Origin of the sequence: Rhizobium sp. 268 (assembly GCF_036571585.1) — a bacterium.
GTDB lineage: Bacteria > Pseudomonadota > Alphaproteobacteria > Rhizobiales > Rhizobiaceae > Rhizobium > Rhizobium redzepovicii.
The window spans coordinates 11925-33930 of record NZ_JAPPSO010000030.1; the positions used below are offsets into that span (position 1 = coordinate 11925).

General features: G+C 58.4%; 18 protein-coding genes, 4 pseudogenes and 1 riboswitch. Of the genes and pseudogenes, 10 read left to right on the forward strand and 12 right to left on the reverse strand.

What is annotated here, in order from left to right; all coding sequences use genetic code 11:
* The first annotated feature begins 58 nt into the window (after window positions 1-58).
* The 4 genes from nifK (at window position 59) to trxA (OS035_RS31645) (ending at window position 4881) form a co-directional block, all read left to right on the forward strand.
* On the forward strand, window positions 59-1591 hold the full coding sequence (gene nifK, locus OS035_RS31630) for a nitrogenase molybdenum-iron protein subunit beta (RefSeq protein ID WP_331815025.1): 1533 nt from the start codon (window positions 59-61) through the stop codon (window positions 1589-1591).
* 53 nt (window positions 1592-1644) lie between these two features.
* A complete protein-coding gene (gene nifE, locus OS035_RS31635; protein WP_331815028.1) occupies window positions 1645-3084 on the forward strand; it encodes a nitrogenase iron-molybdenum cofactor biosynthesis protein NifE in 1440 nt (479 codons plus the stop codon).
* 5 nt (window positions 3085-3089) lie between these two features.
* The gene (gene nifN / locus OS035_RS31640) at window positions 3090-4427 is read left to right on the forward strand and encodes a nitrogenase iron-molybdenum cofactor biosynthesis protein NifN (protein WP_063474981.1); all 1338 of its coding nucleotides are present in this window, start codon (window positions 3090-3092) and stop codon (window positions 4425-4427) included.
* 133 nt (window positions 4428-4560) lie between these two features.
* Entirely contained in the window at window positions 4561-4881 is a 321-nt protein-coding gene (gene trxA / locus OS035_RS31645) for a thioredoxin (protein ID WP_331815031.1), read from the forward strand.
* Window positions 4882-5081: 200 nt separating this feature from the next.
* On the opposite strand, the pseudogene OS035_RS31650 reads toward trxA (OS035_RS31645), so the two are convergent.
* From OS035_RS31650 to OS035_RS33645, 5 genes and pseudogenes are all read right to left on the reverse strand, one after another.
* Window positions 5082-6028, reverse strand: a pseudogene (locus OS035_RS31650) (IS630 family transposase).
* A gap of 409 nt (window positions 6029-6437) precedes the next feature.
* The gene (locus tag OS035_RS31655; RefSeq protein ID WP_331815034.1) at window positions 6438-7604 is read right to left on the reverse strand and encodes an IS91 family transposase; all 1167 of its coding nucleotides are present in this window, start codon (window positions 7602-7604) and stop codon (window positions 6438-6440) included.
* A 13-nt stretch (window positions 7605-7617) separates the two neighbouring features.
* Window positions 7618-8478 (reverse strand): tyrosine-type recombinase/integrase, encoded by an 861-nt coding sequence (locus OS035_RS31660; protein WP_331815037.1) that lies wholly within the window; start codon window positions 8476-8478, stop codon window positions 7618-7620.
* 138 nt (window positions 8479-8616) lie between these two features.
* Window positions 8617-8918 (reverse strand): annotated as a pseudogene (locus OS035_RS31665) (bifunctional folylpolyglutamate synthase/dihydrofolate synthase); the annotation flags it as partial.
* A 200-nt stretch (window positions 8919-9118) separates the two neighbouring features.
* Window positions 9119-9327: pseudogene (locus OS035_RS33645) on the reverse strand (transposase); the annotation flags it as partial.
* A gap of 438 nt (window positions 9328-9765) precedes the next feature.
* Here OS035_RS33645 and trxA (OS035_RS31670) point away from each other — a divergent pair.
* Window positions 9766-10086 carry a thioredoxin gene (trxA, locus tag OS035_RS31670; RefSeq protein WP_112907836.1) on the forward strand — a complete coding sequence of 107 codons (321 nt, stop codon included), beginning with the start codon at window positions 9766-9768 and terminating at the stop codon, window positions 10084-10086.
* A gap of 351 nt (window positions 10087-10437) precedes the next feature.
* Here trxA (OS035_RS31670) and OS035_RS31675 read toward each other — a convergent pair whose 3' ends face one another.
* The 7 genes from OS035_RS31675 to OS035_RS31705 all read right to left on the reverse strand — a co-directional run bounded on the left by OS035_RS31675 (window position 10438) and on the right by OS035_RS31705 (window position 16757).
* The gene (locus OS035_RS31675; RefSeq protein ID WP_063474896.1) at window positions 10438-11211 is read right to left on the reverse strand and encodes a thiazole synthase; all 774 of its coding nucleotides are present in this window, start codon (window positions 11209-11211) and stop codon (window positions 10438-10440) included.
* A 1-nt stretch (window position 11212) separates the two neighbouring features.
* Entirely contained in the window at window positions 11213-11410 is a 198-nt protein-coding gene (gene thiS, locus OS035_RS31680; protein ID WP_063474897.1) for a sulfur carrier protein ThiS, read from the reverse strand.
* Entirely contained in the window at window positions 11407-12393 is a 987-nt protein-coding gene (thiO, locus tag OS035_RS31685; RefSeq protein ID WP_233938763.1) for a glycine oxidase ThiO, read from the reverse strand. The genes thiS and thiO overlap by 4 nt, the downstream gene beginning before the upstream one ends.
* 2 nt (window positions 12394-12395) lie before the next feature.
* Window positions 12396-14219, reverse strand: coding sequence for a phosphomethylpyrimidine synthase ThiC (gene thiC, locus OS035_RS31690; RefSeq protein WP_331815043.1), 1824 nt, complete (start codon window positions 14217-14219; stop codon window positions 12396-12398).
* An 88-nt stretch (window positions 14220-14307) separates the two neighbouring features.
* Window positions 14308-14420: riboswitch (TPP riboswitch) on the reverse strand.
* Window positions 14421-14622: 202 nt separating this feature from the next.
* Window positions 14623-15330, reverse strand: a complete 708-nt coding sequence (locus OS035_RS31695) for a hypothetical protein (RefSeq protein WP_063474900.1) — start codon at window positions 15328-15330, stop codon at window positions 14623-14625.
* A 292-nt stretch (window positions 15331-15622) separates the two neighbouring features.
* Window positions 15623-15844, reverse strand: a complete 222-nt coding sequence (locus tag OS035_RS31700) for a hypothetical protein (protein ID WP_063474901.1) — start codon at window positions 15842-15844, stop codon at window positions 15623-15625.
* A 436-nt stretch (window positions 15845-16280) separates the two neighbouring features.
* Window positions 16281-16757, reverse strand: a complete 477-nt coding sequence (locus OS035_RS31705; RefSeq protein ID WP_063474902.1) for an Lrp/AsnC family transcriptional regulator — start codon at window positions 16755-16757, stop codon at window positions 16281-16283.
* Between the two features lie 142 nt (window positions 16758-16899).
* On the opposite strand from OS035_RS31705, the gene OS035_RS31710 reads away from it, so the two are divergent.
* The 5 genes and pseudogenes from OS035_RS31710 (at window position 16900) to OS035_RS31730 (ending at window position 21943) form a co-directional block, all read left to right on the forward strand.
* The gene (locus tag OS035_RS31710; RefSeq protein ID WP_063474903.1) at window positions 16900-17919 is read left to right on the forward strand and encodes a 1-aminocyclopropane-1-carboxylate deaminase; all 1020 of its coding nucleotides are present in this window, start codon (window positions 16900-16902) and stop codon (window positions 17917-17919) included.
* Window positions 17920-18952: 1033 nt separating this feature from the next.
* Window positions 18953-19408, forward strand: coding sequence for an IS66-like element accessory protein TnpA (gene tnpA / locus OS035_RS31715; protein ID WP_064246077.1), 456 nt, complete (start codon window positions 18953-18955; stop codon window positions 19406-19408).
* 26 nt (window positions 19409-19434) lie between these two features.
* Window positions 19435-19758: an IS66 family insertion sequence element accessory protein TnpB gene (gene tnpB, locus OS035_RS31720; RefSeq protein WP_204339773.1), complete on the forward strand. Its 324-nt coding sequence runs from the start codon at window positions 19435-19437 to the stop codon at window positions 19756-19758.
* 48 nt (window positions 19759-19806) lie between these two features.
* Window positions 19807-21362, forward strand: a pseudogene (tnpC, locus tag OS035_RS31725) (IS66 family transposase).
* Complete coding sequence (locus tag OS035_RS31730; protein ID WP_064246079.1) at window positions 21359-21943, forward strand: UPF0149 family protein; 585 nt, start codon at window positions 21359-21361, stop codon at window positions 21941-21943. Before tnpC ends, OS035_RS31730 begins: the two are co-directional and overlap by 4 nt.
* The last annotated feature ends 63 nt before the right edge of the window (window positions 21944-22006 follow it).

Below are 22006 nucleotides of genomic sequence, written 5' to 3' on the forward strand. Positions count from 1 at the left end.
TTTTAGACATCTCCCAAAGTCTACGCAGCCGCACTCGCGGCGAAAAAGGATGAAAACTATGCCGCAATCGGCCGAGAAAGTTCTCGATCATGTTCCTCTGTTCTGCGAGCCGGAATACGAGAAAATGTTCGCCCGCAAGAAGTTGAAGTTCGAATGTCCGCATCCGGATAAGGTCGTCGAAGCGCAATATGAATTCACCTGGACATGGGAATATCGAGAAAAGAATCTGGCGCGCGAAGCGCTGGTCGTAAACCCCGCGAAGGCTTGCCAGCCGCTCGGCGCGGTTTTCGCAGCGGCTGGCTTCGAGCGGACCATGTCGTTTGTTCACGGCAGTCAGGGCTGTGTGGCGTACTACCGCTCGCACCTGTCACGCCATTTCAAGGAACCGTCGTCTGCAGTTTCGTCTTCGATGACAGAGGACGCGGCTGTGTTTGGCGGCTTGAAAAATATGATCGACGGGCTCGCCAATACCTATCAGCTCTACGACCCCAAGATGATTGCGGTCTCGACGACTTGCATGGCCGAGGTCATTGGGGATGATCTTCACGGCTTCATTGAAAACGCCAAAAATGAAGGCTCCGTTCCAGCCGATTTCGACGTGCCCTTCGCCCACACCCCAGCCTTCGTCGGCAGCCATGTCGATGGTTACGACAGCATGGTTAAAGGCATTCTGGAAAATTTCTGGAAAAGCACCGAACGCGTGCCGACGCCAGCACTCATCAACATTATTCCAGGCTTCGACGGTTTCTGTGTTGGCAACAATCGAGAAATCAAGCGCCTGCTCGACACGATGGGAGTGACCTACGTTTTCATCCAAGACGCCTCTGACCAGTTCGACACACCTTCCGACGGCGAGTACCGCATGTATGACGGAGGGACCAAGATCGAGGACGTGAAGGTAGCCAAACATGCGGAGGCGACAATATCGCTGCAGCACTACAATACGCGAAAGACCTTGGACTATTGTCGCGAGCTTGGTCACACGACTGCCTCGTTCCACTACCCGCTGGGCATTGGGGGCACGGACGAATTCCTGATGAAGATATCCGAGCTTTCCAAGAGGGAAATTCCCGAATCTATCGATCGTGATCGGGGGCGATTGATAGATGCCATGGCCGATAGTCAATCTTGGTTGCATGGCAAGAAATACGGAATCTACGGCGACCCGGACTTCGTCTACTCAATGGCGCGCTTCGTCATGGAAACCGGTGGCCACCCTACACATTGCCTTGCCACCAACGGCACCGCAGCCTGGGAAGCGGAGATGAAGGAATTGCTCGCATCCTCTCCCTTCGGCGGAGGTGCGCAGGTGTGGGCTGGCAAAGACCTGTGGGCAATGCGCTCGCTTCTTTTGACGGAGCCAGTGGATCTGCTGATCGGCAATTCCTATGGCAAGTATCTTGAGCGTGACACCGACACGCCATTGGTTCGGCTTACGTTTCCGATTTTCGATCGCCATCATCATCATCGCTTTCCTCTCATGGGCTACCAAGGCGGATTGCGTCTTCTGACCGTCATTCTCGACAAGATTTTCGACGAGCTTGATCAGGAGACCATGTGGGAAGGCGTTTCGTACGACCTCACGCGCTAAATGCTTGGCCGGGCGTCGACCGGCCATTCGTCCCTGGATTGGAAGGTCCCGAGATGTCATCGATCGAGACACAAATGCGAGATGCCTCCGCCAAGATATTCCGCACCACGGAAGCCAAGGAGACATGTCACAACGCGTCACAGGGATCAGCAGCCAGCGGTGGCTGCGCCTTCGACGGAGCTAAGATCGTGCTGCAGCCAATCACCGATGTCGCGCATCTCGTCCACGCGCCGCTCGCGTGCGAGGGCAATTCCTGGGACAATCGAGGCGCCGCGTCTTCAGGTCCAGTTCTTTGGCGCACAAGTTTCACCACTGATCTCACCGAACTCGACATAGTGACGGGAGATAGTGAGCGAAAGCTTCTCAAGGCTATCCGGGAGATCAAGGAGGGGTATGCGCCGGCAGCAATCTTCGTCTACGGAACCTGCGTCACGGAGCTGGTCGGTGACGACATCGACGCGGTCTGCAGGCAAGCAGCGCAGAAGTTCGCAATACCAGTGGTGCCGGTGAAGTCGCCGGGCTTCGGCGGTTCGAAGAACCTCGGTAACCGGCTCGCCGGCGAGGCTCTGCTCGAGCACGTCATAGGCACGGTGGAGGCCGACGATCCAGGTTCATACGACATCAATATACTCGGCGAATTCAACCTCTCAGGAGAATTCTGGTTGGTGAAGCCGCTTTTGGACCGACTTGGTATCCGTGTCCGCGCCTGCATTCCCGGCGACGCGCGCTACGCGCAGGTGGCTTCTGCCCATCGCTCGCGTGCAGCTATGATGGTGTGCTCCACTGCTCTCATCAATCTTGCTCGCAAGATGGAAGAACGCTGGAACATTCCATTTTTCGAAGGCTCCTTCTACGGCATTTCCAGCACCTCTGAATCGCTTCGGCGGATCGCCCAACTGCTCGTAAAGAAGGGCGCTGGTTCCGCGTTGCTCCATCATGTCGAGACTCTCTTAGCAGAAGAGGAGGAGGGGGCCTGGAGGAAGCTGGAAGCGTATCGGCTTCGGCTTGAGGGGAAGCGCGTTCATTTGAACACCGGGGGGGTGAAATCCTGGTCCATCGTGCACGCACTGATCGAAATCGGCATGGAAATTGTCGGTACATCCGTCAGGAAATCGACGGCCAGGGACAAGGAGAGAATCAAGCAGATGCTTAAGGACGAAAACCACCTTCACCAATCGATGGCAGCGAGCGAGCTCTATGCGATCTTACGTGAACACAAGCCTGACATCATGCTGTCGGGCGGACGCACTCAGTTTGTCGCGCTTGAAGCGAAGATTCCCTGGCTCGATGTCAATCAGGAGCGCCAGCATGCTTACGCCGGCTACGAAGGCATGGTGGAGCTGGCACGCCAGATTGATTTGGCAATCCACAACCCCGTCTGGGCGCAGTTGCGCGAACCAGCGCCGTGGAAGCAATTCGTTACCACTGCGAGACCGGCGGAAGGATCGGTATTTATATCGAGGTCTGCCGCCGAGGAAGTTCCATTGAGGTAACAACTATGGCCCGTATTCTAACTCAAACAAAAGCGACAGCGGTTAACCCTCTAAAGTCGTCTCAACCAATGGGCGCTGCCATGGCCTTTTTGGGCATCGATGGCGCGCTGCCAATCCTTCATGGCAGCCAGGGATGTACCAGTTTCGCGCTTGTGCTGCTCGTGAGGCATTTCAAGCATACGGTCCCGCTGCAGACTACTGCAATGGACCAGATGGCGACGGTGGTGGGCGGCGCCGAGTTTCTCGAGAAAGCTCTCGTTAAGCTAAAAGCTCGCACGTGGCCGCGGCTGATCGGGATCTGCACCACCGCCGTGGCGGAAACTCGCGACGAAGATATCGCAGGTGATATCATCAACGCCAAAGGCGCGCGCCCGAGAAAGCTCATTGATACTGAAGTGGTCCTCGCACGCACTCCCGACTTTGCAGGGGCGGTGGAGGAGGGGTGGTCGAAGGCCGTTACGGCTACGATCGAGGCAATCACGCTGCCCGGGACGCAGGATCGCGATCCGGCGAAGGTTGTCATCCTGCCCGGCTCGAACATCACAGTTGCCGATGTAGAGCATTTGCGGGAAACGGTCGAGAGCTTCGGCTTAACACCCCTCATTTTGCCTGACGTGTCCGGCGGGCCTGAAGAAGCTGTCCGCGATCGATGGATTCCGATCGCACGCGGTGGCGCGAAGGTAGAGCTTGTCCGCGATCTCGGGGCGGCAACACTGTGCATTGCCATCGGCGAACAGATGCGCCGACCGGCTGAAGCTTTGCAGGGTCTAACTGGATTGCCATACGTGATGTTCGGATCTCTCACGGGCCTGAATAACGCCGACCGTTTCGCCTGGCTTCTTGCAGCGATTTTGCGCGACAACGCGCCAACGGCTGTCCGTCGTGGCCGCATGCAGCTGCAGGAGGCGATGCTCAGTGGGCATTTTCATTTTGCAGGGAGGAAGGTCGCCATCGGCTCCGAACCGGACCAGCTCTTGCAGTTCGCGCAATTCTTTATCGGCATGGGGGCGGTCATTACAGCTGCGGTCACCACGACCGGTGACTCAAAGGCGCTGCAAATAGTACCAATCGATACGGTCAAGGTCGGTGATCTTGGTGACTTGGAAGAACTCGCCGTAGACGCTGATCTACTCGTCACGCACTCCCACGGCCGACAGGCCGCAGAACGCCTCGCAATTCCGCTGATGCGAGTTGGTTTTCCTGTCTTCGACCGCATAGGCGGCCAGCATAAACTGAGCATCCTTTATCGAGGAACCCGCGACATGATCTTCGAAGTCGCCAATATAGTTCAAGGGATCCACGATCTGCCTCCCGCTCGCGCACCTCCCGAACCCGGATCATAAGGTGGAGCATCGCGGTAGGGAGGCCGAACGCTGAGAGACATTACCACACCCGACCTGGTTGGTGACGTGTTACCGGGTCTAAAGCGTGTCATCACATCTGGTTCAACACCCAATTCCGGTAAAGGAGCAGCCCATGGCTACCGTGAAAGTCGACATCAATAACTTCCAGGCGGAAGTTCTGGAATCCGCAGAACCCGTCGTGGTCGATTTCTGGGCCGAATGGTGCGGCCCGTGCAAGATGATCGCTCCGAGCCTCGAAGAAATCGCCGTCAAGATGGAAGGCAAGGTCAAGGTCGCCAAGCTGAATATCGATGAGAACCCGGAACTCGCTGCACAGTTCGGTGTGCGCTCCATTCCGACTCTTGCAATCTTCAAGGGCGGCGAAGTTGCCGATATCTCGGTCGGCGCGATGCCGAAGACGGCTATCTTGGACTGGATTTCGAGCGCTGCCTGATTGATATCGACCAATTCATAGCGCATTGACGAAAAAGCCCGGTTCGACCGGGCTTTTTTCATTTCGCAGCCGTCATTTCGGTGGCGTGCCGTTGTCGGCAAGCACGTCGCCGACAAATAGAGAGAGCCGCTGACCAGGATGCGCGGTGGCAATGCCTCTGGATCGGCGACGGCTTTTATTGCTTCTAGAGCGGGATTGTTTTACGTCCGTTCATATCCGGCTTCCTTGAAGTAGTTTTGGCACTCTTTCGGCGAGACGGTTTGAAGGGTTGCTGCCAGCGCGTCGTCGATGGCCTGTCGGGTTCGGGCCTGCGCCTTGCGCAGCTCGTGATTGATCTTGGCGAAGAGTTTTTCGATCGGATTGAGATCGGGGGAATACTGCGGCAGGAAGAACAATCGGGCGCCGGCCTTGCGTATGGCGGCGCGGATCGTTCTGGCCTTATGCGAGCCGAGATTATCCATGACGACGATGTCGCCGGGGTTGAGCTCCGGTACCAGCACCTTCTCGACATAGATGCGGAAGCGTTCGCCGTTGATCGGGCCGTCGATGATCCACGGTGCGCTGACGCGGTCGGCCCTGAGGGCTGCGACAAAAGTCATGGTATTCCAGTGACCGAAGGGTGCATGGCCCAACAGCCGTTCACCGCGCGGCGCCCAGCCCCTGAGCGGCGTCATATTCGTCTTCGTCCAGGTTTCGTCGATAAAGACGAGGCGAGATGGATCGATGCGATGGCGATGCTTCAGCCAGCGCGCCCGCCGGGCGGCAACATCGGGCCGCTCTCGCTCGCTGGCGACCAACGTCTTTTTTTATAACTCAGCCCTTCCTCGTGCACGAAGATCCGGACGGCGCTGTAATCCACTTTCAGGCCGCGCTCTCCCAGTTCCACCACCAACCCGCGCAAGGTGAACGCCTGTGCGCGGCAGCGATCGATCAGCCAGACCCGATGCTCATCTGAGATCGCCCGTGGCTTGTACCCGCCCGTCTGGCCCGGGGCTGCGCTGCCCGTCTCGCGCAAGCGCCGGACTCAATCGATTGCGGTGCTGACGCCAATGCCGAGGCGCTTGGCCGCCGCGCGGCACGACAGGCCCTCGCGCGTTACTGCGCCAACAACGCGCTCACGAAGATCATCCGAAAAAGGTCTCGCCATCCAGGCCGGCCTCCTTTACCGGCCAGAATGGTGAATCTGATTTGCACCGCAAAGGGAATCTGGAGGGTTCTGTGAGGTCCGTGCGCTGTGCGTGCGGCATTCACTGATCGGACCTCATTGAAGCCGGATTGAGCGAAGGCGCGGTTTGTTTGGCGCTATGGGGATTTAGCCGAAGCGGTGGATGGTGTTTGGCAAGGTCGAGCCTTGCTGGAGCACGTGGACAGGTTTGGAAGGAGAGTCTTGCCGGTATTTGCGGTGTCTTTGACGCCCCTGTCGGCTGGTTTGCATCGACCGAACCCTTGGTGGTGTTGCGCTTTACGTCGCTCAGGCACGATTGGGCAAAGCATTCGCCTCGCGGCCCCTCGGCATGCCGACGCTGATCGTTGCAATGATGCCGCGCATGATATGATCATGAACTGTCGTTCCATGTTGGCCGGCGTACCGGCTGGATCGGGGCCCACGCGCCGATGATCGTCATGGTTCCGCCGCAACAGGAGCAGCGGTGTCGCAAAGGTGGTGGCTTTGCATCCGGTTCTTCGACCGGCGGCGGGACGTCGAGCAGGCTTCGGCACAGGTCCAGCTTCAGTTGCCGATGGCCATTGGCAAGCAGGCCGTAATGACGAATGCGGTGAAAGCCGTCCGGAACGGTGTGAAGCAGGAAGCGGCGGATGAACTCGTGGGCATCGAGCGTCATCACCTTTTGCCTGCCGCCCGTTCGATAGTCCTTCCATCGGAATGTGACGCGATCGCCATCAATGCTGACGAGCCGTGAATTGGAGATGGCAATGCGATGGGTATAGCGGCCGAGATAGGCCAGCACCTGTTTGGGTCCGGCAAATGGCGGCTTGGCATAGACGACCCAGTCGATGCGACGCGCTGCTTTGATGGTTCGATTGAAGGCGAGCGGATCGGCCAGACCGGCGATATCGCCGAAGAATTGAAGTTGGCCCAGATCGTAGGCCTGCTTCAGCTCGTTGAGAAACAGCCGCCGGAACAGACGCGACAGGACCCGTACGGGCAGAAAGAAGCTTTGCCGGCAGGCAACCCAACGGGACTGGTCGAATGACAACCCACCGCCCGGCACGATGCAATGGATATGCGGGTGATAATGGAGCGTCTGGCCCCAGGAGTGCAACACCGCGATGAAGCCGATCTCTGCACCCAGATGCCTGGGATCGGCAGCAAGCCTGCGCAGCGTCTCGGCGATGGCGCGAAACAGGATCGTGTAAACGGTACTCTTGTTCTGGAAGGCGATTGCAGCGATCTGCTGCGGTAGGGTGAAGACCACATGGAAATAGCCGACAGGCAGAAGGTCGGCCTTCCGTGCAGCAAGCCAGTCACGGCTCGCTTGTCCCTGGCACTTTGGGCAATGCCGGTTGCGGCAGGAATTATAGGCGATGCGGAACGCCGCGCAGTCCTGACATTGCTGGACATGCCCGCCCAGGCGAGCGGTCCGGCACATCTCGACCGCACTCATGATCCGGCGTTCGACACGCCCGAGATGAGCGTCGTGTGTTTGACGATATCTTTCCCCGTGGCGGCAAAAAATGTCCGCCACCTCCAGTCCCGCCGCCATGGCGAAGCTATGCTCAGCCTGGCGGCACCACCTCTAACGTCAGCCGGTCGAGCGGGCTGGTCGTGCTGCGGATCAGGGTATTGGAAACCTTCGTGTAGCGTGCCGTGGTGGACAGATTGTTGTGGCCGAGCAAAACCTGGATGATGCGGATATCGGTTCCGCTTTCCAGAAGATGGGTGGCAAAGCTGTGACGCAGCGTATGTACCGTCACCCTTTTGTCGATGCCGGCAGCAGTGCACGCCGAACGGCAGGCAGAATACAGAACCTGGACGTCGATGGGCTTGGTCTCGTCCCGGCCCGGGAACAGCCAGACCTCGGGTCTCGCCAGCCGCCAATAGACCCGCAGGATTGCGAGCAACTGCGCTGACAGCATGACGTTGCGATCCTTTCCGCCCTTGCCATGCTCGACGCGGATGATGCCGCGTTCGCCATCAACGTCGCGGACCTTGAGATGGACAGCTTCCGAGGCGCGCAGCCCCGCTGCATAAGCTGTCGTCAGTGCGGTGCGGGTCCTCAGGCTCGGAACCGCTTCCAGAAACCGCACGATCTCGTCGCCGTTTAGGATCGTCGGCAGCTTGGCGGGTGTCCGGGCATAGGCAATGCGTTCCGGTATCTCGGCATAACCGAGCGTGACGCCAAAGAAGAACCGCAGGGCACAAACTGTCTGGTTCAAGGCCGGCCACGATAGGCCCGAGGAGACCAGATGCACCTGAAACGCGCGCACGTCTTCCAGTCCAAGACGGTCTGGCGATCGGCCGAAATAGCGCGAGAACTTCGTCACCGCATGCAAATACGATCGTTGCGTCGCTGGCGAAAGATTGCGGATCGTCATGTCATCGATCATGCGCCGGCGTAGCGGGCTTATCTCTGTCATCGTCATCTCCTGTTCAAAGGTTGGGCTAAAACAGCCCAATCCTTCAAATCAGAAGCGCATCATGCAAATCCCGCGCTCCACATGCCGCGCAAGCGGCTTCGTTCAATCCCTATTCCGATTCCGACTAAAACAATCCCGCTCTAGCGCATCGCCGACCGTCGACATCGGTTCGGCAACCAAGCCGGCATCATAAGCGGCATTCGACAATATCACCGGGTCAATCATCGCTTCGCTGCCGCGGATCGGCAAGCAGAAAACCTTCTCGACCAAGCGGCAAAGGCCTTGAAATACCAACCGGATCCTGGGTGTTGATCATGCCGATAATTAGAAAAAGCGGCTGAGACTAGCGCTCCTAAAGTGGCCATGGCTTCGGCGATCACTTCGCCGGCACCGGGATTATGCCCGCCATCGATACAGATCTCGGCGCCGGCGGGTGCATGATGCCGACAGGATGCGACTCCTCCGGCAGAGGCAGGACATAGTCGAAGAGCGAAGAAGATCGAACCTCCGCCTTCCCTACGGGATCGTCGATCTGCCAGTATAGACCGCCTTAGGGTGTTAGGAAATGATTGTCCGGACGGTTCTCGGGCCTGCCTCCGGGCAAGAAGCGGATCATGGCCGCCATACGGTTTATGCGTCCGGTCAGCTCGTTCTGCACGCGCTTCAGCCGAGCGTTCTCGTGAGCTGCTTCAGCTTTTCATCTCTGGCGGCAACATGCCGGCATATTTTTTCTTCCAATTGAAGTGGGTAGCCTAGTTGATCCCCGCTTGCGGCAGATCTCAGCGAGCGACGCACCTTCATCACCCTGCTTCAAAATGAACGCCTCTGCGTGTCCGAAAACTGCGATGCCTACATCGTCTTCCGTCCTTTCCCAGGGGAAAATGCACCAGGAAAACTCTAGCCGAACGAGTCCAGTTTGAAGGGTTCAAATCCTAGGTTGAAGGATTCGGAACAGGCTGACGAACGGCTCGGCTGGAGCCGGCAAGTTGCTGACACGGCAAAGCGTTTTTTTGCTGCTGAGCGTTGACGAGTTCTGAAAACATCCTTATCAGAGACGGAATAAAAGCGTCATGTAGAAAAAAGGCGTCACAATGTGTACACCACGTTAGCTCCCGTGTACCGACGGGCTTGCGCTCGTTCTGCCGGGACGAGGAGAGATACCCGAAGAAAAAGGAGGCCGAACGCTGAGAGACATTACCACACCCGACCTGGTTGGTGACGTGTTACCGGGTCTAAAGCGTGTCATCACATCTGGTTCAACACCCAATTCCGGTAAAGGAGCAGCCCATGGCTACCGTGAAAGTCGACATCAATAACTTCCAGGCGGAAGTTCTGGAATCCGCAGAACCCGTCGTGGTCGATTTCTGGGCCGAATGGTGCGGCCCGTGCAAGATGATCGCTCCGAGCCTCGAAGAAATCGCCGTCGAGATGGAAGGCAAGGTCAAGGTCGCCAAGCTGAATATCGATGAGAACCCGGAACTCGCTGCACAGTTCGGTGTGCGCTCCATTCCGACCCTTGCAATCTTCAAGGGCGGCGAAGTTGCCGATATCTCGGTCGGCGCAAAGCCGAAGACGGCTCTTTCGAACTGGATTTCGAGCGCTGCCTAGGATGTGGGGCTGGTCTTCGCTGACGCCGAAGCAGTGCTCAAACCGCGCGCAACTCTGGTAACCGCAAAACCTATGCCATCGGTAAACATCAATATCAACAACAGACTATTTTGTATTGCTGGTCAGATCGCCTCTATCATTGGGCACCGCTCCCGCCAGAATTTGTTTATAGTGAATTTCTCTTGCGAGTTGGCAGCGCCATCAAATGCCGGGGCTAAACGGTACGTGCGACGGATATCGGAGCATAGTTTCATTGGGCGACCCTTGATGCGCGATTGCAGTAGCTTAAGGCCCGCGGGTAAAAGCCAATCTACTCGGCCTTGTCATCGATCAGGTTCAACGGATCGAGCTTTATGTGAACACCGCCTTTCCGATCACCGGCGTGGAGGGTACGGCCATTTCGCGAGGCTCGAGAGGCACGCCGCCATGCGCGATGTGACCTGCAGCGATCGCGAGCGCAAAGGCCTCGGCGATGGCGGCGGGATCGCCCGCGCCGGCCACCGCGGTGTTGAGAAGAACGGCATTATACCCGTACTCCATAACAGTGGCGGCATGAGACGGCCGTCCGATGCCCGCATCAACAATCAGCGGCACATCCGGGAAATTCGCTCGGAACGCCCGCAGTGCCATGGGGTTCAGCGGTCCTATGGCGGAGCCGATCGGCGCACACCAAGGCATCAGGATTCGGCAGCCGGCTTCCAGCAGCCTTTCTGCTACGACAAGGTCGTCGGTCGTATAGGGGAACACCTGAAAGCCCTCGCCGTTCAGGATGCGGGCCGCTTCGACAAGGCCAAAGACGTCAGGCTGCAGCGTATCGTGATGACCGATCACTTCGAGCTTGATCCAGTCGGTGTGGAAGACTTCGCGCGCCATCTTCGCCGTCAGCACGGCCTCTTGCACGCTGTGACATCCGGCCGTATTCGGCAGTACGCGCACGCCAAGCTCGCGGATCAGCTCGAAGAAGGCACCGCCCGCTTTGCCGCAGGCGGTTTCGCGGCGAAGCGAAACGGTGACAATCTCGGTCTTTGAGCGCTTCACCGCTTCTGCAAGGACAGCTGGAGACGGATAGCGGGCTGTGCCGAGCAGCAGGCGGGAGTGGACTTCAACATCATAAAGTTTCAGCATCTCAGCCTCCTTGCATGGGTGAGAGAATTTCAATGCGGTCGCGTTGGTCGAGCCTGAATTGGGCGCGGTCCTCGCGGTGCACCAGCTCGCCATTCACTGCGGTTGCCATCCACTCGCCTTCGTAGTCCAGAGCGAGAAGAAGATCTGCGAGCGTTGTGGCCTCGACCTCGTGTTCCTCACCATTGATGATTAAGGTCATGACGCTCTCCTTTCCGATTGCTTGCCTTCTTCAAGAAGAAGCCGCGCCACCTCGCCGGCCATGGCCGGCGCCAGCAGAAAACCGTGGCGGTAAAGGCCATTAACATGGAAGGTGCGCCCCTGCTGCGTCACACGCGGCAGATTGTCGGGATAAGCTGGCCGCACGCCCGCGCCAGTTTCCGTAACCCGTGCCTCGCCGAACACAGGATTGAGCGTGTAGGCGGCATTCAGCAACTCCATCAGCGAACGCGCGGTAATCGGGCCGGTATCGTCACTTTCGATCATCGTCGCCCCGATCATGAAGCGATGTCTTTCGCGCGGCACGATGTAGATGGAGTGGCGCGGATGCAGCAGGCGAACGGGGCGAGAGAGCGTTGTCTCGCTCGTTTCGACGCAGAGCATCTCTCCGCGAACGCCGCGCAATCCGGGCAGCTGGCCGATCTGGGCAGCCCCGGTACAGTCGATCACGCGATCATAGTGGGCAACGTCAGCGTTGTGCGTAATCCCGAATATCGGACGCATGCGGGCTTCCTCGAGTCCGGAGGCCAGCCCCGAGAGTGCCTGTCGCGGATCGAGATGCGCTTCATGTCGAAAGAACAGTGCGCTACGGAAACGGCCTGCGAGATCAGGTTCAAGAGCCGCGATCGCCTGCTCGTCCAGCCATTCCCATCCGCTTGTCCGGTGGGAAAAGCGGTCGAGTTCGCCAGCATCGCGCCCGGCCGCCACGACAAGTGTTCCCCGGCGATGGACATGGCCGGGCAACGCCGCCTCCCACCAATCGGCGGCAAGACGGCCGAGCGCCAGTACCGGCTCCTCCGCGCTTTCCCGTTCGCACCATGGCGCCAGCATGCCCCCGGCAAAGCCGGATGCGCCAGCCCCGACTGTGTCGGCATGTTCAACGACACTGACCCGGAGACCGTGCCGGTAGAGCTGCCAGGCAACGGTGAGGCCGGCAACGCCGGCTCCCTTGACGAGAATGTGCATCGTCATTCTCCGGTTGGCGTTTTCGCCGCTTCGGCGATCGGGATGTAGAGATCGCCGCCATCGCGATACCTGGCGGCCATGGCTTCCAGCCCTTCTTTCTGGGCTTCGGCACGAATGTCGTGGGAAATTCGCATGGAACAGAATTTCGGGCCGCACATTGAGCAGAAATGCGCCACCTTATGGGCTTCCTTCGGCAGTGTCTCGTCATGCATCGAACGCGCCGTCTCCGGATCGAGCGAGAGGTTGAACTGGTCCTCCCAGCGGAACTCGAAACGAGCGCGCGACAGCGCGTCGTCACGCATCTGGGCCGCCGGATGCCCTTTGGCGAGATCGGCCGCATGTGCGGCGATCTTGTAGGTGATGACGCCCACCTTGACGTCGTTGCGATCCGGCAGGCCGAGATGCTCCTTAGGCGTCACGTAGCACAGCATGGCGGTGCCGAACCAGCCGATCATCGCAGCCCCGATGCCCGACGTGATATGGTCGTAGCCCGGCGCGATATCGGTGGTCAGCGGCCCGAGCGTATAGAACGGAGCCTCGCCGCAGACCGCGAGCTTCTTGTCCATGTTGGCCTTGATCTTATGCATCGGCACATGGCCGGGACCTTCGATCATCACCTGGCAATCCTTCGCCCAGGCGATCTTCGTCAGCTCCCCGAGGGTCTCCAGTTCCGCGAACTGAGCCGCATCATTGGCGTCGGCGATCGAACCGGGGCGAAGACCGTCGCCGAGCGAGAACGACACGTCATAGGCCTGGGCGATTTCGCAAATTTCCTCAAAGTGCTCGTAGAGAAAACTCTCCTTGTGGTGGTGCAGACACCACTTGGCCATTATCGAGCCGCCGCGGGAAACGATGCCGGTGACGCGGTTGACGGTGAGCGGGATATAGGCGAGCCGCAGGCCGGCATGGATGGTGAAGTAGTCGACACCCTGCTCGGCCTGCTCGATCAGCGTGTCGCGATAGACCTCCCAGCTCAGGTCCTCGGCAATGCCGTTCACCTTTTCGAGCGCCTGGTAGAGCGGGACGGTGCCGATCGGCACGGGCGAATTGCGGATGATCCAGTCGCGGATATTGTGAATGTTGCGGCCGGTCGACAGGTCCATGACCGTATCGGCGCCCCAGCGGATCGCCCAGACCATCTTCTCGACCTCCTCCGCCATCGACGAAGTGACGGCCGAATTGCCGATATTGGCATTGATCTTCACCAGGAAATTCCGGCCGATGATCATCGGTTCGGATTCGGGGTGGTTGATATTGGCGGGAATGATTGCCCGGCCTTCCGCGACTTCGCGACGAACGAATTCCGGCGTCACGAAATCCGGCACTTGGGCGCCAAAACTTTCGCCGTCGCGGACGAGAGGTTCCCTGGCCGCCTGCCGGCCGAGGTTCTCGCGGATGGCGACGAATTCCATCTCCGGCGTGATGATGCCGGCCCGCGCATAGGCGAGCTGGGTGACGGCGCGGCCGGGCTTTGCTTTCAGCGGAGTATTGTGAAGCGGGAACTCCGGCGTCAGCCACTCGCCTGTGGCAAAACCATTGTCTTCAGGTTTGATGATGCGGCCTTCGTAGAGTTCGACGTCACCGCGCGCTTTGATCCAGCTCTCCCGCAGACGCGGCAGGCCGACGTCGATGGCGACGATATGGGCCGCATCCGTATAGGGGCCGGAGGAATCGTAGACAGTAACCGGCGGTTCGCCCGAGGTTGGGTGAAGACTGATTTCCCGCATCGGCACGCAAATTTCGGGATGGACGTCCCCCCGAATGTAGATTTTCCTGGAAGCCGGCAAGGGGCCGGTGGTGACGGTTGGGGTGGCTGCGATATTCATGGTTTGAGGCTCCAAATATTGGAGACCCAGTCCTCAGCCGGAATGATGAAAAGACGCCGGCACGGATTCCACGCGTGAATCCACTGCCCTCGAAGCGCTTGCACCGTCCCTACGCCAGTATGAACTGGATCAGGTTCAACGGGTCACTGCGCGCGATATGCAGTATCTCAGCCCCTTGCCGGGACCCCCCTGGTGAATGCGAAAATGGGTAGTGGGTTGCCGAGGTACTGTCAAGCGATCTGCGGTGGCTTGGGATGCAGGTTACACTCAGGCGCGTGCCATTGTGACAGCTAGGTCACGGTCGCGAAGAACCGACGCGGAGCTGCACTGCTTGACACTAATCAGGATGACACGCGTGCACCCGCTCTCTTTCGAAATGAATTGGATGGCCGTCGCACAAGCTCTATCGAGAAAGCAACTGCGGAACTGGAAAGTCTAGCACATTGTCCGTGTAGCTTTCGACCACGGCGCTAAACGGCGTTCCGTCTCGAAGTTTAAGCACTGCACGATGTTCGAGCAGGAACGGCGGCAGGCTAGGGGAACTTGTCTCATGCGCTACTATGCCGTCCATGTCCCAGCCTTCGGACAGAGGGGACCAGAGCAACTTGGCAGACAAGTTTGTGCGAGTGAAATTGAGAGCCTGAACGGCTCTGCCAAACGCGATATCGCTGGTATCCAACGCCTGATTCATCTCTGCAGTTAGCTTTGCAGGTAAATACCAATTATCGGCCTCGGACAGAACGCGGTCGCCGCAGACCAAGCGGACGTGGCGATAAGCGATCAGCTCACCGGGTCCGACGGTCAGAAGTTCACGGATGTGCTCGTCGGCCGGCTTGTCTTGCCCGCGGACACGCTGTGCTACGATCTTGGAACCTTCCGGCGCGAGCTTGTGCGCCGCGCACCAGCGGTCAAGGGTCAACGTAGCACTGGCGTTGCTCAGGAGATTGGCATTCAAGGTCTGGAGGACCGCAAGCGCTTCCACTCGAGATGCCGGGCTGTTCAGCCAATGAGACCGTGTGGATGATTGTTGCGCAAAAGCAATCTGCGTGCCCAGTGCCATGCCGGCCGCTGCAAGTGCGGCAATGCGAATGCATTTCAAAGAGGGTAACATCACTGAAAATGAACTCCTTTTCTGCGGTGAATTTGATGGGAAAGCCGTGCGGTCAAGTTTTCTGATTTTGGCAGGCGAGCATATATGCATCCTGCAGCATTATTTGAACTGCGCGTTGCGTGTACCGGATAGGGGTAGGGTTCTCGATTGACTTCTTAATCTTTCGATGTCGTTGTTGGAGTCTGCAGCCGTTGGCGACTGCGTCGGCGATTTCAGCCTCGAATTTGGAAACAAGACTGAATCTTAAATCGGGAACGTGGCGACCCCTCCGAGTTCTATACACTCGTAACCCTCACCTACGGATTTTAGCGCCTTTGTCGTCCTCCTCGCTCTTTGCGAAATGTTCATGTCGCTGGATTGGATAAAATAGGTCGCAACCGTAAGCCCAATCCAAGAGCAATTGTTGAAGGATGGTTTTCTTCTTCGACGCAGAGTCCTTCTGCCGGTGGTCGACGGTCGCTGCCCGCAGGCGCGGGTCGGCAAGGTACTTGTCTGATTTCTTTTTGCGCTCCATGTCATCGTGCTCCTTGCGTAAACCTGCCCGCGATTATGTCGCCTGCAAGGGTTCAGCATTCATAGGAAAAAGGTTGTTCTGTTGTGATATCGTTAGCCGAGTTGCAGGACATTTGATGAGAGCGATAGATAAAGCAACGTACCTTTCAGAATATATTTTCCAGTATAACGCCTACTATCAAATATAGTATTTTATATTCGTGGCAAAACAGGAGCATATAGGAATATAAGGCTACATATATTATTGTATATATCGCACTTCGTTTCTTTGGCTCCAACCGTCATGGCCACTTTGTCCGCCACCGCTCTACGGCTGAAGCAATCAACAGCACGATATGGAGCGCCGACCCCAGTATCCGAATCGTGGAGGGAAGCTCGCGGCCCGGGGCATCCGGGTCAGCCACGACGGCGCGGCAGACGGATAGCTGCCGACAATGCTAGAAGGGCAACCTGGCGTTCTCCTTGACTTCCTTCATCACGAAGAAAGTGCGCGTCTGGCGCACGCCAGGCAGGGCGATCAGCTTCTGGCCGTGCAGCTTGTTGAAATCGGCCATGTCACGGACGCGGATTTTCAGGAGGTAATCGAAATCTCCGGCCACCAGACTGCAGTCCAGCACTTCCTTCAGTTCCATGACAGCGCCCTCGAATGCGCCAAAGCTCTCAGGTGTTGAGCGATCCAATACGACGCCAACCATCACCATCGCGCCGAGGCCGACGGCGCTCGGCGCGACCTCCGCCCGAACGCCGGTGATGTAGCCCTCCTCGAAAAGGCGCTGAGTTCGCCTGTGGCAAGTCGCAGCGCTGACATTCACGCGCTCGGCAAGATCGGCATTGCTGAGCCGGCCCTCCGATTGAAGGGCGCGCAAGATCTTGACGTCTATTCCGTCGAAATTCTCTGTGGAAGAAACTTTCATTTTTGTTCTCACAATTGATGAATCCTATCATACTCCGAAATATAATCCCGATTGAGAAGGTTTTTTCCGCAAAAATTAGAGAGCACCTTTCAAAAGAAATCGACTAGCCTTCGGCCACAAATCGGCACGGAGGCCCTGATCAATGTCATTGTTGGAAAAGTTCGAACGCTATCCGCTCACCTTCGGCCCGACTCCAATCGAGTACCTGCCACGGCTGACTGCGGCGCTGGGTGGCAAGGTCGAGATCTATGCCAAGCGCGACGACTGCAATTCGGGCCTCGCGATGGGCGGCAATAAGCTCAGGAAGCTCGAATATATCGTGCCCGACGCGATCGCCTCCGGCGCGGATACGCTGGTGTCGATCGGCGGAGTCCAGTCGAACCATACGCGCATGGTGGCTGCGACTGCCGCCAAGATCGGGATGAAATGTGTCGTCATCCAGGAGAAATGGGTACCTCACTACGATGCGGTCTATGACCGTGTCGGCAATATACTGATGACGAGATTGATGGGCGCCGACAGCCGGCTGGTCGACGCTGGGTTCGACATCGGCATCCGCAAGAGCTGGGAGGACGCTATTCAGTCGGTGGAGGACGCGGGCGGCAGGCCCTATGCGATCCCGGCTGGCGCTTCGGTACATAAGTTCGGAGCCCTCGGCTATGTTGGCTTCGCCGAGGAAGTTGCGGCACAGGAGAAGGACCTAGGCTTCACCTTCGACTACATCATCGTCTGCGTTGTCACCGGTTCGACCCAGGGCGGAATGATCGTCGGCTTCGCCGCAATGGACAGGGCTGACAGGGTCATTGGCATTGATGCCTCGGGCACACTCCAGCAGACCCGGGATCAGGTGCGAAAGATCGTCGACGCGACCTCAGAACTCGTGAACCTTGGCCGGTCCGTGCGTGAAGACGAGATCGTCATCAACCCTGACTATGCCTATCCCGCTTATGGAGTGCCCTCGGAGGAGACAAATGAGGCGATCCGACTCGCGGCGCGCACCGAGGCGATGATCACCGACCCTGTTTACGAGGGAAAATCGATGCAGGGGATGATCGCTCTTGCGCGAAAGGGCTTCTTCCCCGAGGGCTCGAAGGTGCTCTATGCCCATCTCGGCGGCGCCCCGGCGATCAACGGCTACAGCTATTACTACAGGAACGGCTGATTGGTGCCGTCAGGTTAACCGGTCAATGCGAACAGGTGGATAATTGCAGTCGAGACAATGTAGATCTGCAATTCCTGAACGCAAATTCGCGTCCACGATGAGGTCCATGCGGATGCTCGGCTTGGTCGGCTTTCTCGGCCAGACAGACGATCATCGACCGGTTGCCTCTATCTTTCATGGGGCTGCGGCCTTGAGAAACTGTACCGCCGGTGGCGCTCACGCCACATTAGCAGGTCAGAAAAACTGACTATCCACCACTGCCTCGCTGTCGCCGCATGGTCATCCTTCAATTGCTTCTATCTCTTCGGCGGTCAGCCCAACATCAACCTACTGCCTGAGCTGGCTCGCCGGATCATCGATATCTCTATTGTGGTATCGAGCACAATTTGGCTGTGCCGCGCCCTTCAGCAAAACCCAGGTCGATACCAGCAGGAAAGCAGGCCGCGAACAGCTGGCTGACGCTGTGGGCAGGCTAGCCCTGCGAGAGCGCCAAATCGGCAGTCCTCTACAGCCGGCCCTTTAACACAGAATCTCGCCCGCGAGGCGCAAATCGCTATAGGGACCGCCATGGTTTATCCTCGCTAAGACATATTCTAGATGTCTGTCATGGGCGGCGATTGCGATTTCGTGGAGAGAATGCTCTCTCCGGCGGCACCATCTGCGCTTCGCCAAGGTTTCGGCGTCGGGATCGAGAAATTTCCTCGTTCAGGGCCCAGCAGCAGTGCCTGCGCGGCATGGAGGCGCAGTGTCATCACCAATTGCCTCCATTCTAAAGGAATATCGTCCCATGCATTGTCGACCCTTCACTGTCATCGTCGGTCGATGACAGTGAACTTCGTGCATACCAGCGCGCGCGTGGAAGATCATGTCTGATCCACCTTTCCGACAATCGGGTGAACGGGACCGCCATCTCGCGCGACTCCAAGGGTCCGGAAAGATAATCGAGCCTTCCGTGAGCGTCACGAACACCCCACCTTCTCTTGTTTCGCTTGAGGCTTGAGAATCTGCACTTTGATTTGGAAGGGCAGATTTGATGGACGACGTGAACGATAGTGCCATGCTCAGAGCCAGGCTTGAAGCCAGGCACCAGGAGAGTTACCGCCGGGTTGAAGTGATCACCGGCGAACGGCGACGACGGGACTGGTTGCCGGAAGAGAAAGACCAGATCCTGTCGGAATGTGCCGAGCCCGGTGTGAACATTTCGGGGGTCGCGCGCCGGTATGGTGTTAATCGCGGGCTCCTGAACAAGTGGCGGAAGGCTGCGGGTCTGCCGGTCGGCAGGCGTGGCGGTAGAGGACTGGATGTGCCGGTTTTCGTTCCGGTGACGATTTCGGGCGAGGCGGTTGAGGCGCAGAGTGCCGGCAACAGGTCCGATGTTGCTGCGGGCCGCATCGAGATCGAGCTTGGCGGCGCGCGGATGGTCATGACCGGCGATATCGCTCCAGAGCTGGCACAAGCGGTGGTAGCGGCGCTGCGGGGCAAGCGGTGATAGGTCCGTCGCGGGGATTGCGGATCATGATGGCGACGCAGCCGGTCGATTTCCGGCGCGGTATGAACGGCCTGGTAGCTTTGGTGGCGGCGGCACTTGCTGCCGATCCTTATTGCGGCGATGTTTTCGTTTTCCGGGCCAAACGTCGCGATCGATTGCGCTGCATTTACTGGGACGGCTCGGGTATGATTTTATCGACGAAGTGGTTGGAAAGCGGCAAGTTCGTTTTCCCGCCGATAAAGGACGGCGCAATCTGCATGTCCCCGGAGGAGTTCAATCTGCTCGTTGCCGGGCTGGACTGGACACGGGTTCAGCAGAAGGCCGTAAAGCGACCTACGAAAGCCGCTTAATCCCATTGTATTTGCTTGAAGAACCATGCCGGTATGGTAGGTTTCGGCATGTCTCTTCCACCCGATCAGCTTCCGCAGGATGTCGAGCAACTGAGCCGGATGGTTCTGGTTCGCGATGCCCGGATAGCCGACCTTCAGGAGGAAGTAGCCAGCCTTAAGCGGTTGATCCATGGCGCGAGATCGGAGATGCTTTCGACGATCGATCCGGCACAGGCGAGCTTTGATCTTGGCGATCTTTCGACTGTCCCGGTCGCCGCTAATGACGACCGACCGGACGGCGGCGAGCAAGGTTTGCGATGCAGGCCATCTGCGGCGCGCAATATCGGCTTCCTTCCCAAACACCTGCCACGATACGACGTCGTCGTTGAGCCGGAAAGTTGTACCTGCTCCTGTTGTGGCGGTGGGCTCCACTGCATGGGGGAGACCACGAGCGAGGCGCTCGATGTCGTACCAGCCATCTTGCGCGTCAGACGGACCATTCGCCCTCGCTATGCCTGCCGGGCCTGCGAGAATGGCGTCGTTCAAGCTCCCGCGCCAGCACGCTTCATGGACGGTGGTATGGCGACAACTGCCTTGGCCGCTCACATCGTCGTTTCCAAATTCGCCTGGCACCTGCCGCTCTATCGGCAGACACAGATCTTCGCAGGCTATGGCGTAAGCCTCGATCGTGGAACGCTCGGCATCTGGTCGCCCGTGTTGCCTGGTGGCTCAAGCCCCTCTACGACAGGCTGCTGGCCTTCATTCGCTCACAGCCAAGGGTATTTTCCGACGAGACGCGGTTGCCACGGCTCGATCCGGGGCGAAAGCGAACGAAAGTCTGCCAGCTCTGGGCACAGGCCATCGATGACCGGCCCTGGAATGGACCCGCCCCGCCGGCGGTCGGCTATATCTTCTCCGAGAGCCGCAGCGCTCGTGAGGCGGAGCGTCAGTTGGCGTCCTTCAACGGCGTTCTCCAGGTAGATGGATATACCGCCTACAAGACCCTTGCCAGACATCGCGGCAAAAGCAATTCCAGCCCCTTAAGACTGGCCTTCTGCCTTGCCCATGCCCGGCGCAAATTCGTCGATGTGGTCAAGCTGACCGGGTCGCCGGAGGCGCTCACGATCGTCTCGATGCTGGCCGAGATCTACCGGATCGAACAGGAGATCAGGGGCCAGGGCGCTGAGGAACGGCAAAATGCCCGGCAGCTTCGCTCAGGCCCGGTCATGCGTCAGATAAGGACCCGCCTGCTTGAACTGAAGGACGATGTCTCGACCCAGTCCGCCCTGGCCAAAGCCATCAATTACACGCTGACGCACTGGACCGGCCTGACCGCCTTCCTTAGCGACGGGACGATAGAGGTGGACTCCAACATCGTCGAACGTTCGATGAAGTCCGTTGCCCTGACGAGAAAGAATTCGATGTTCGTGGGTAATGTGAAGGGTGGCGAGACCTTTGCGATCCTGGCCTCGCTCGTTAACTCCGCAAAACTGAACGGGCTCGATCCACACACCTGGCTTGCCGATGTCCTCGAACGGATCGTATCGGGAAGCACCACGATCAACCAGCTCGATACGCTGCTTCCCTGGAACTGGAAAGCAGAGCGCCATCAGGTTGCCGCATGACAAAATCCACTCAGACCAGTTCCACCAGCCCGGCGCAGGCGGCAACAGCACGACCAAAGCTTGACGATGAAGCATTCGAGACCTTCATCCGCAGACGGCGTCCTGCGGCGCCGGTGTGGAGCATGAGCGGGCTGGATGGTTATCTCACCGCGTTGATCATCGGGCCGAAGTTCATCAACCCCTATCAATGGATTCCCCTGTTCGCCGGCGAGGGCGCCATGGCCTTGCCGATGGAAACCACAGAGCACCAGGCCGTGCAAACGATCGTCGCCGAATATAACCGCATATCGGCCACGCTTGGGGAAAGGCCGGAAGAATATCGGCCACGCTTCAGTCACATCACCTATTCCCACGACAGCTTCGATTGGCACACCGGCTTCCTCCTCGGAACGGAATTCGCCCCCAGGCTATGGAGCCCGGTCATCCGTGGCCATGCTGTGACCGGTGATATCATCGCTCCTATTCGAGCCCTCTGCGACGCCAAAAAGATAACCCCGCCGGCGGAGATCATCCAGATTGCTGGTGCCGTCATTAAAATTCGCGACTACTTCATGCCGCGGCGCTCAAGGCAGAAGTTCTAACCCGCATCTCTCACAGCGCCTGTGGCTTTGGTTGACGTTGGGCTGTTGGCGGCGGTCGGGGCC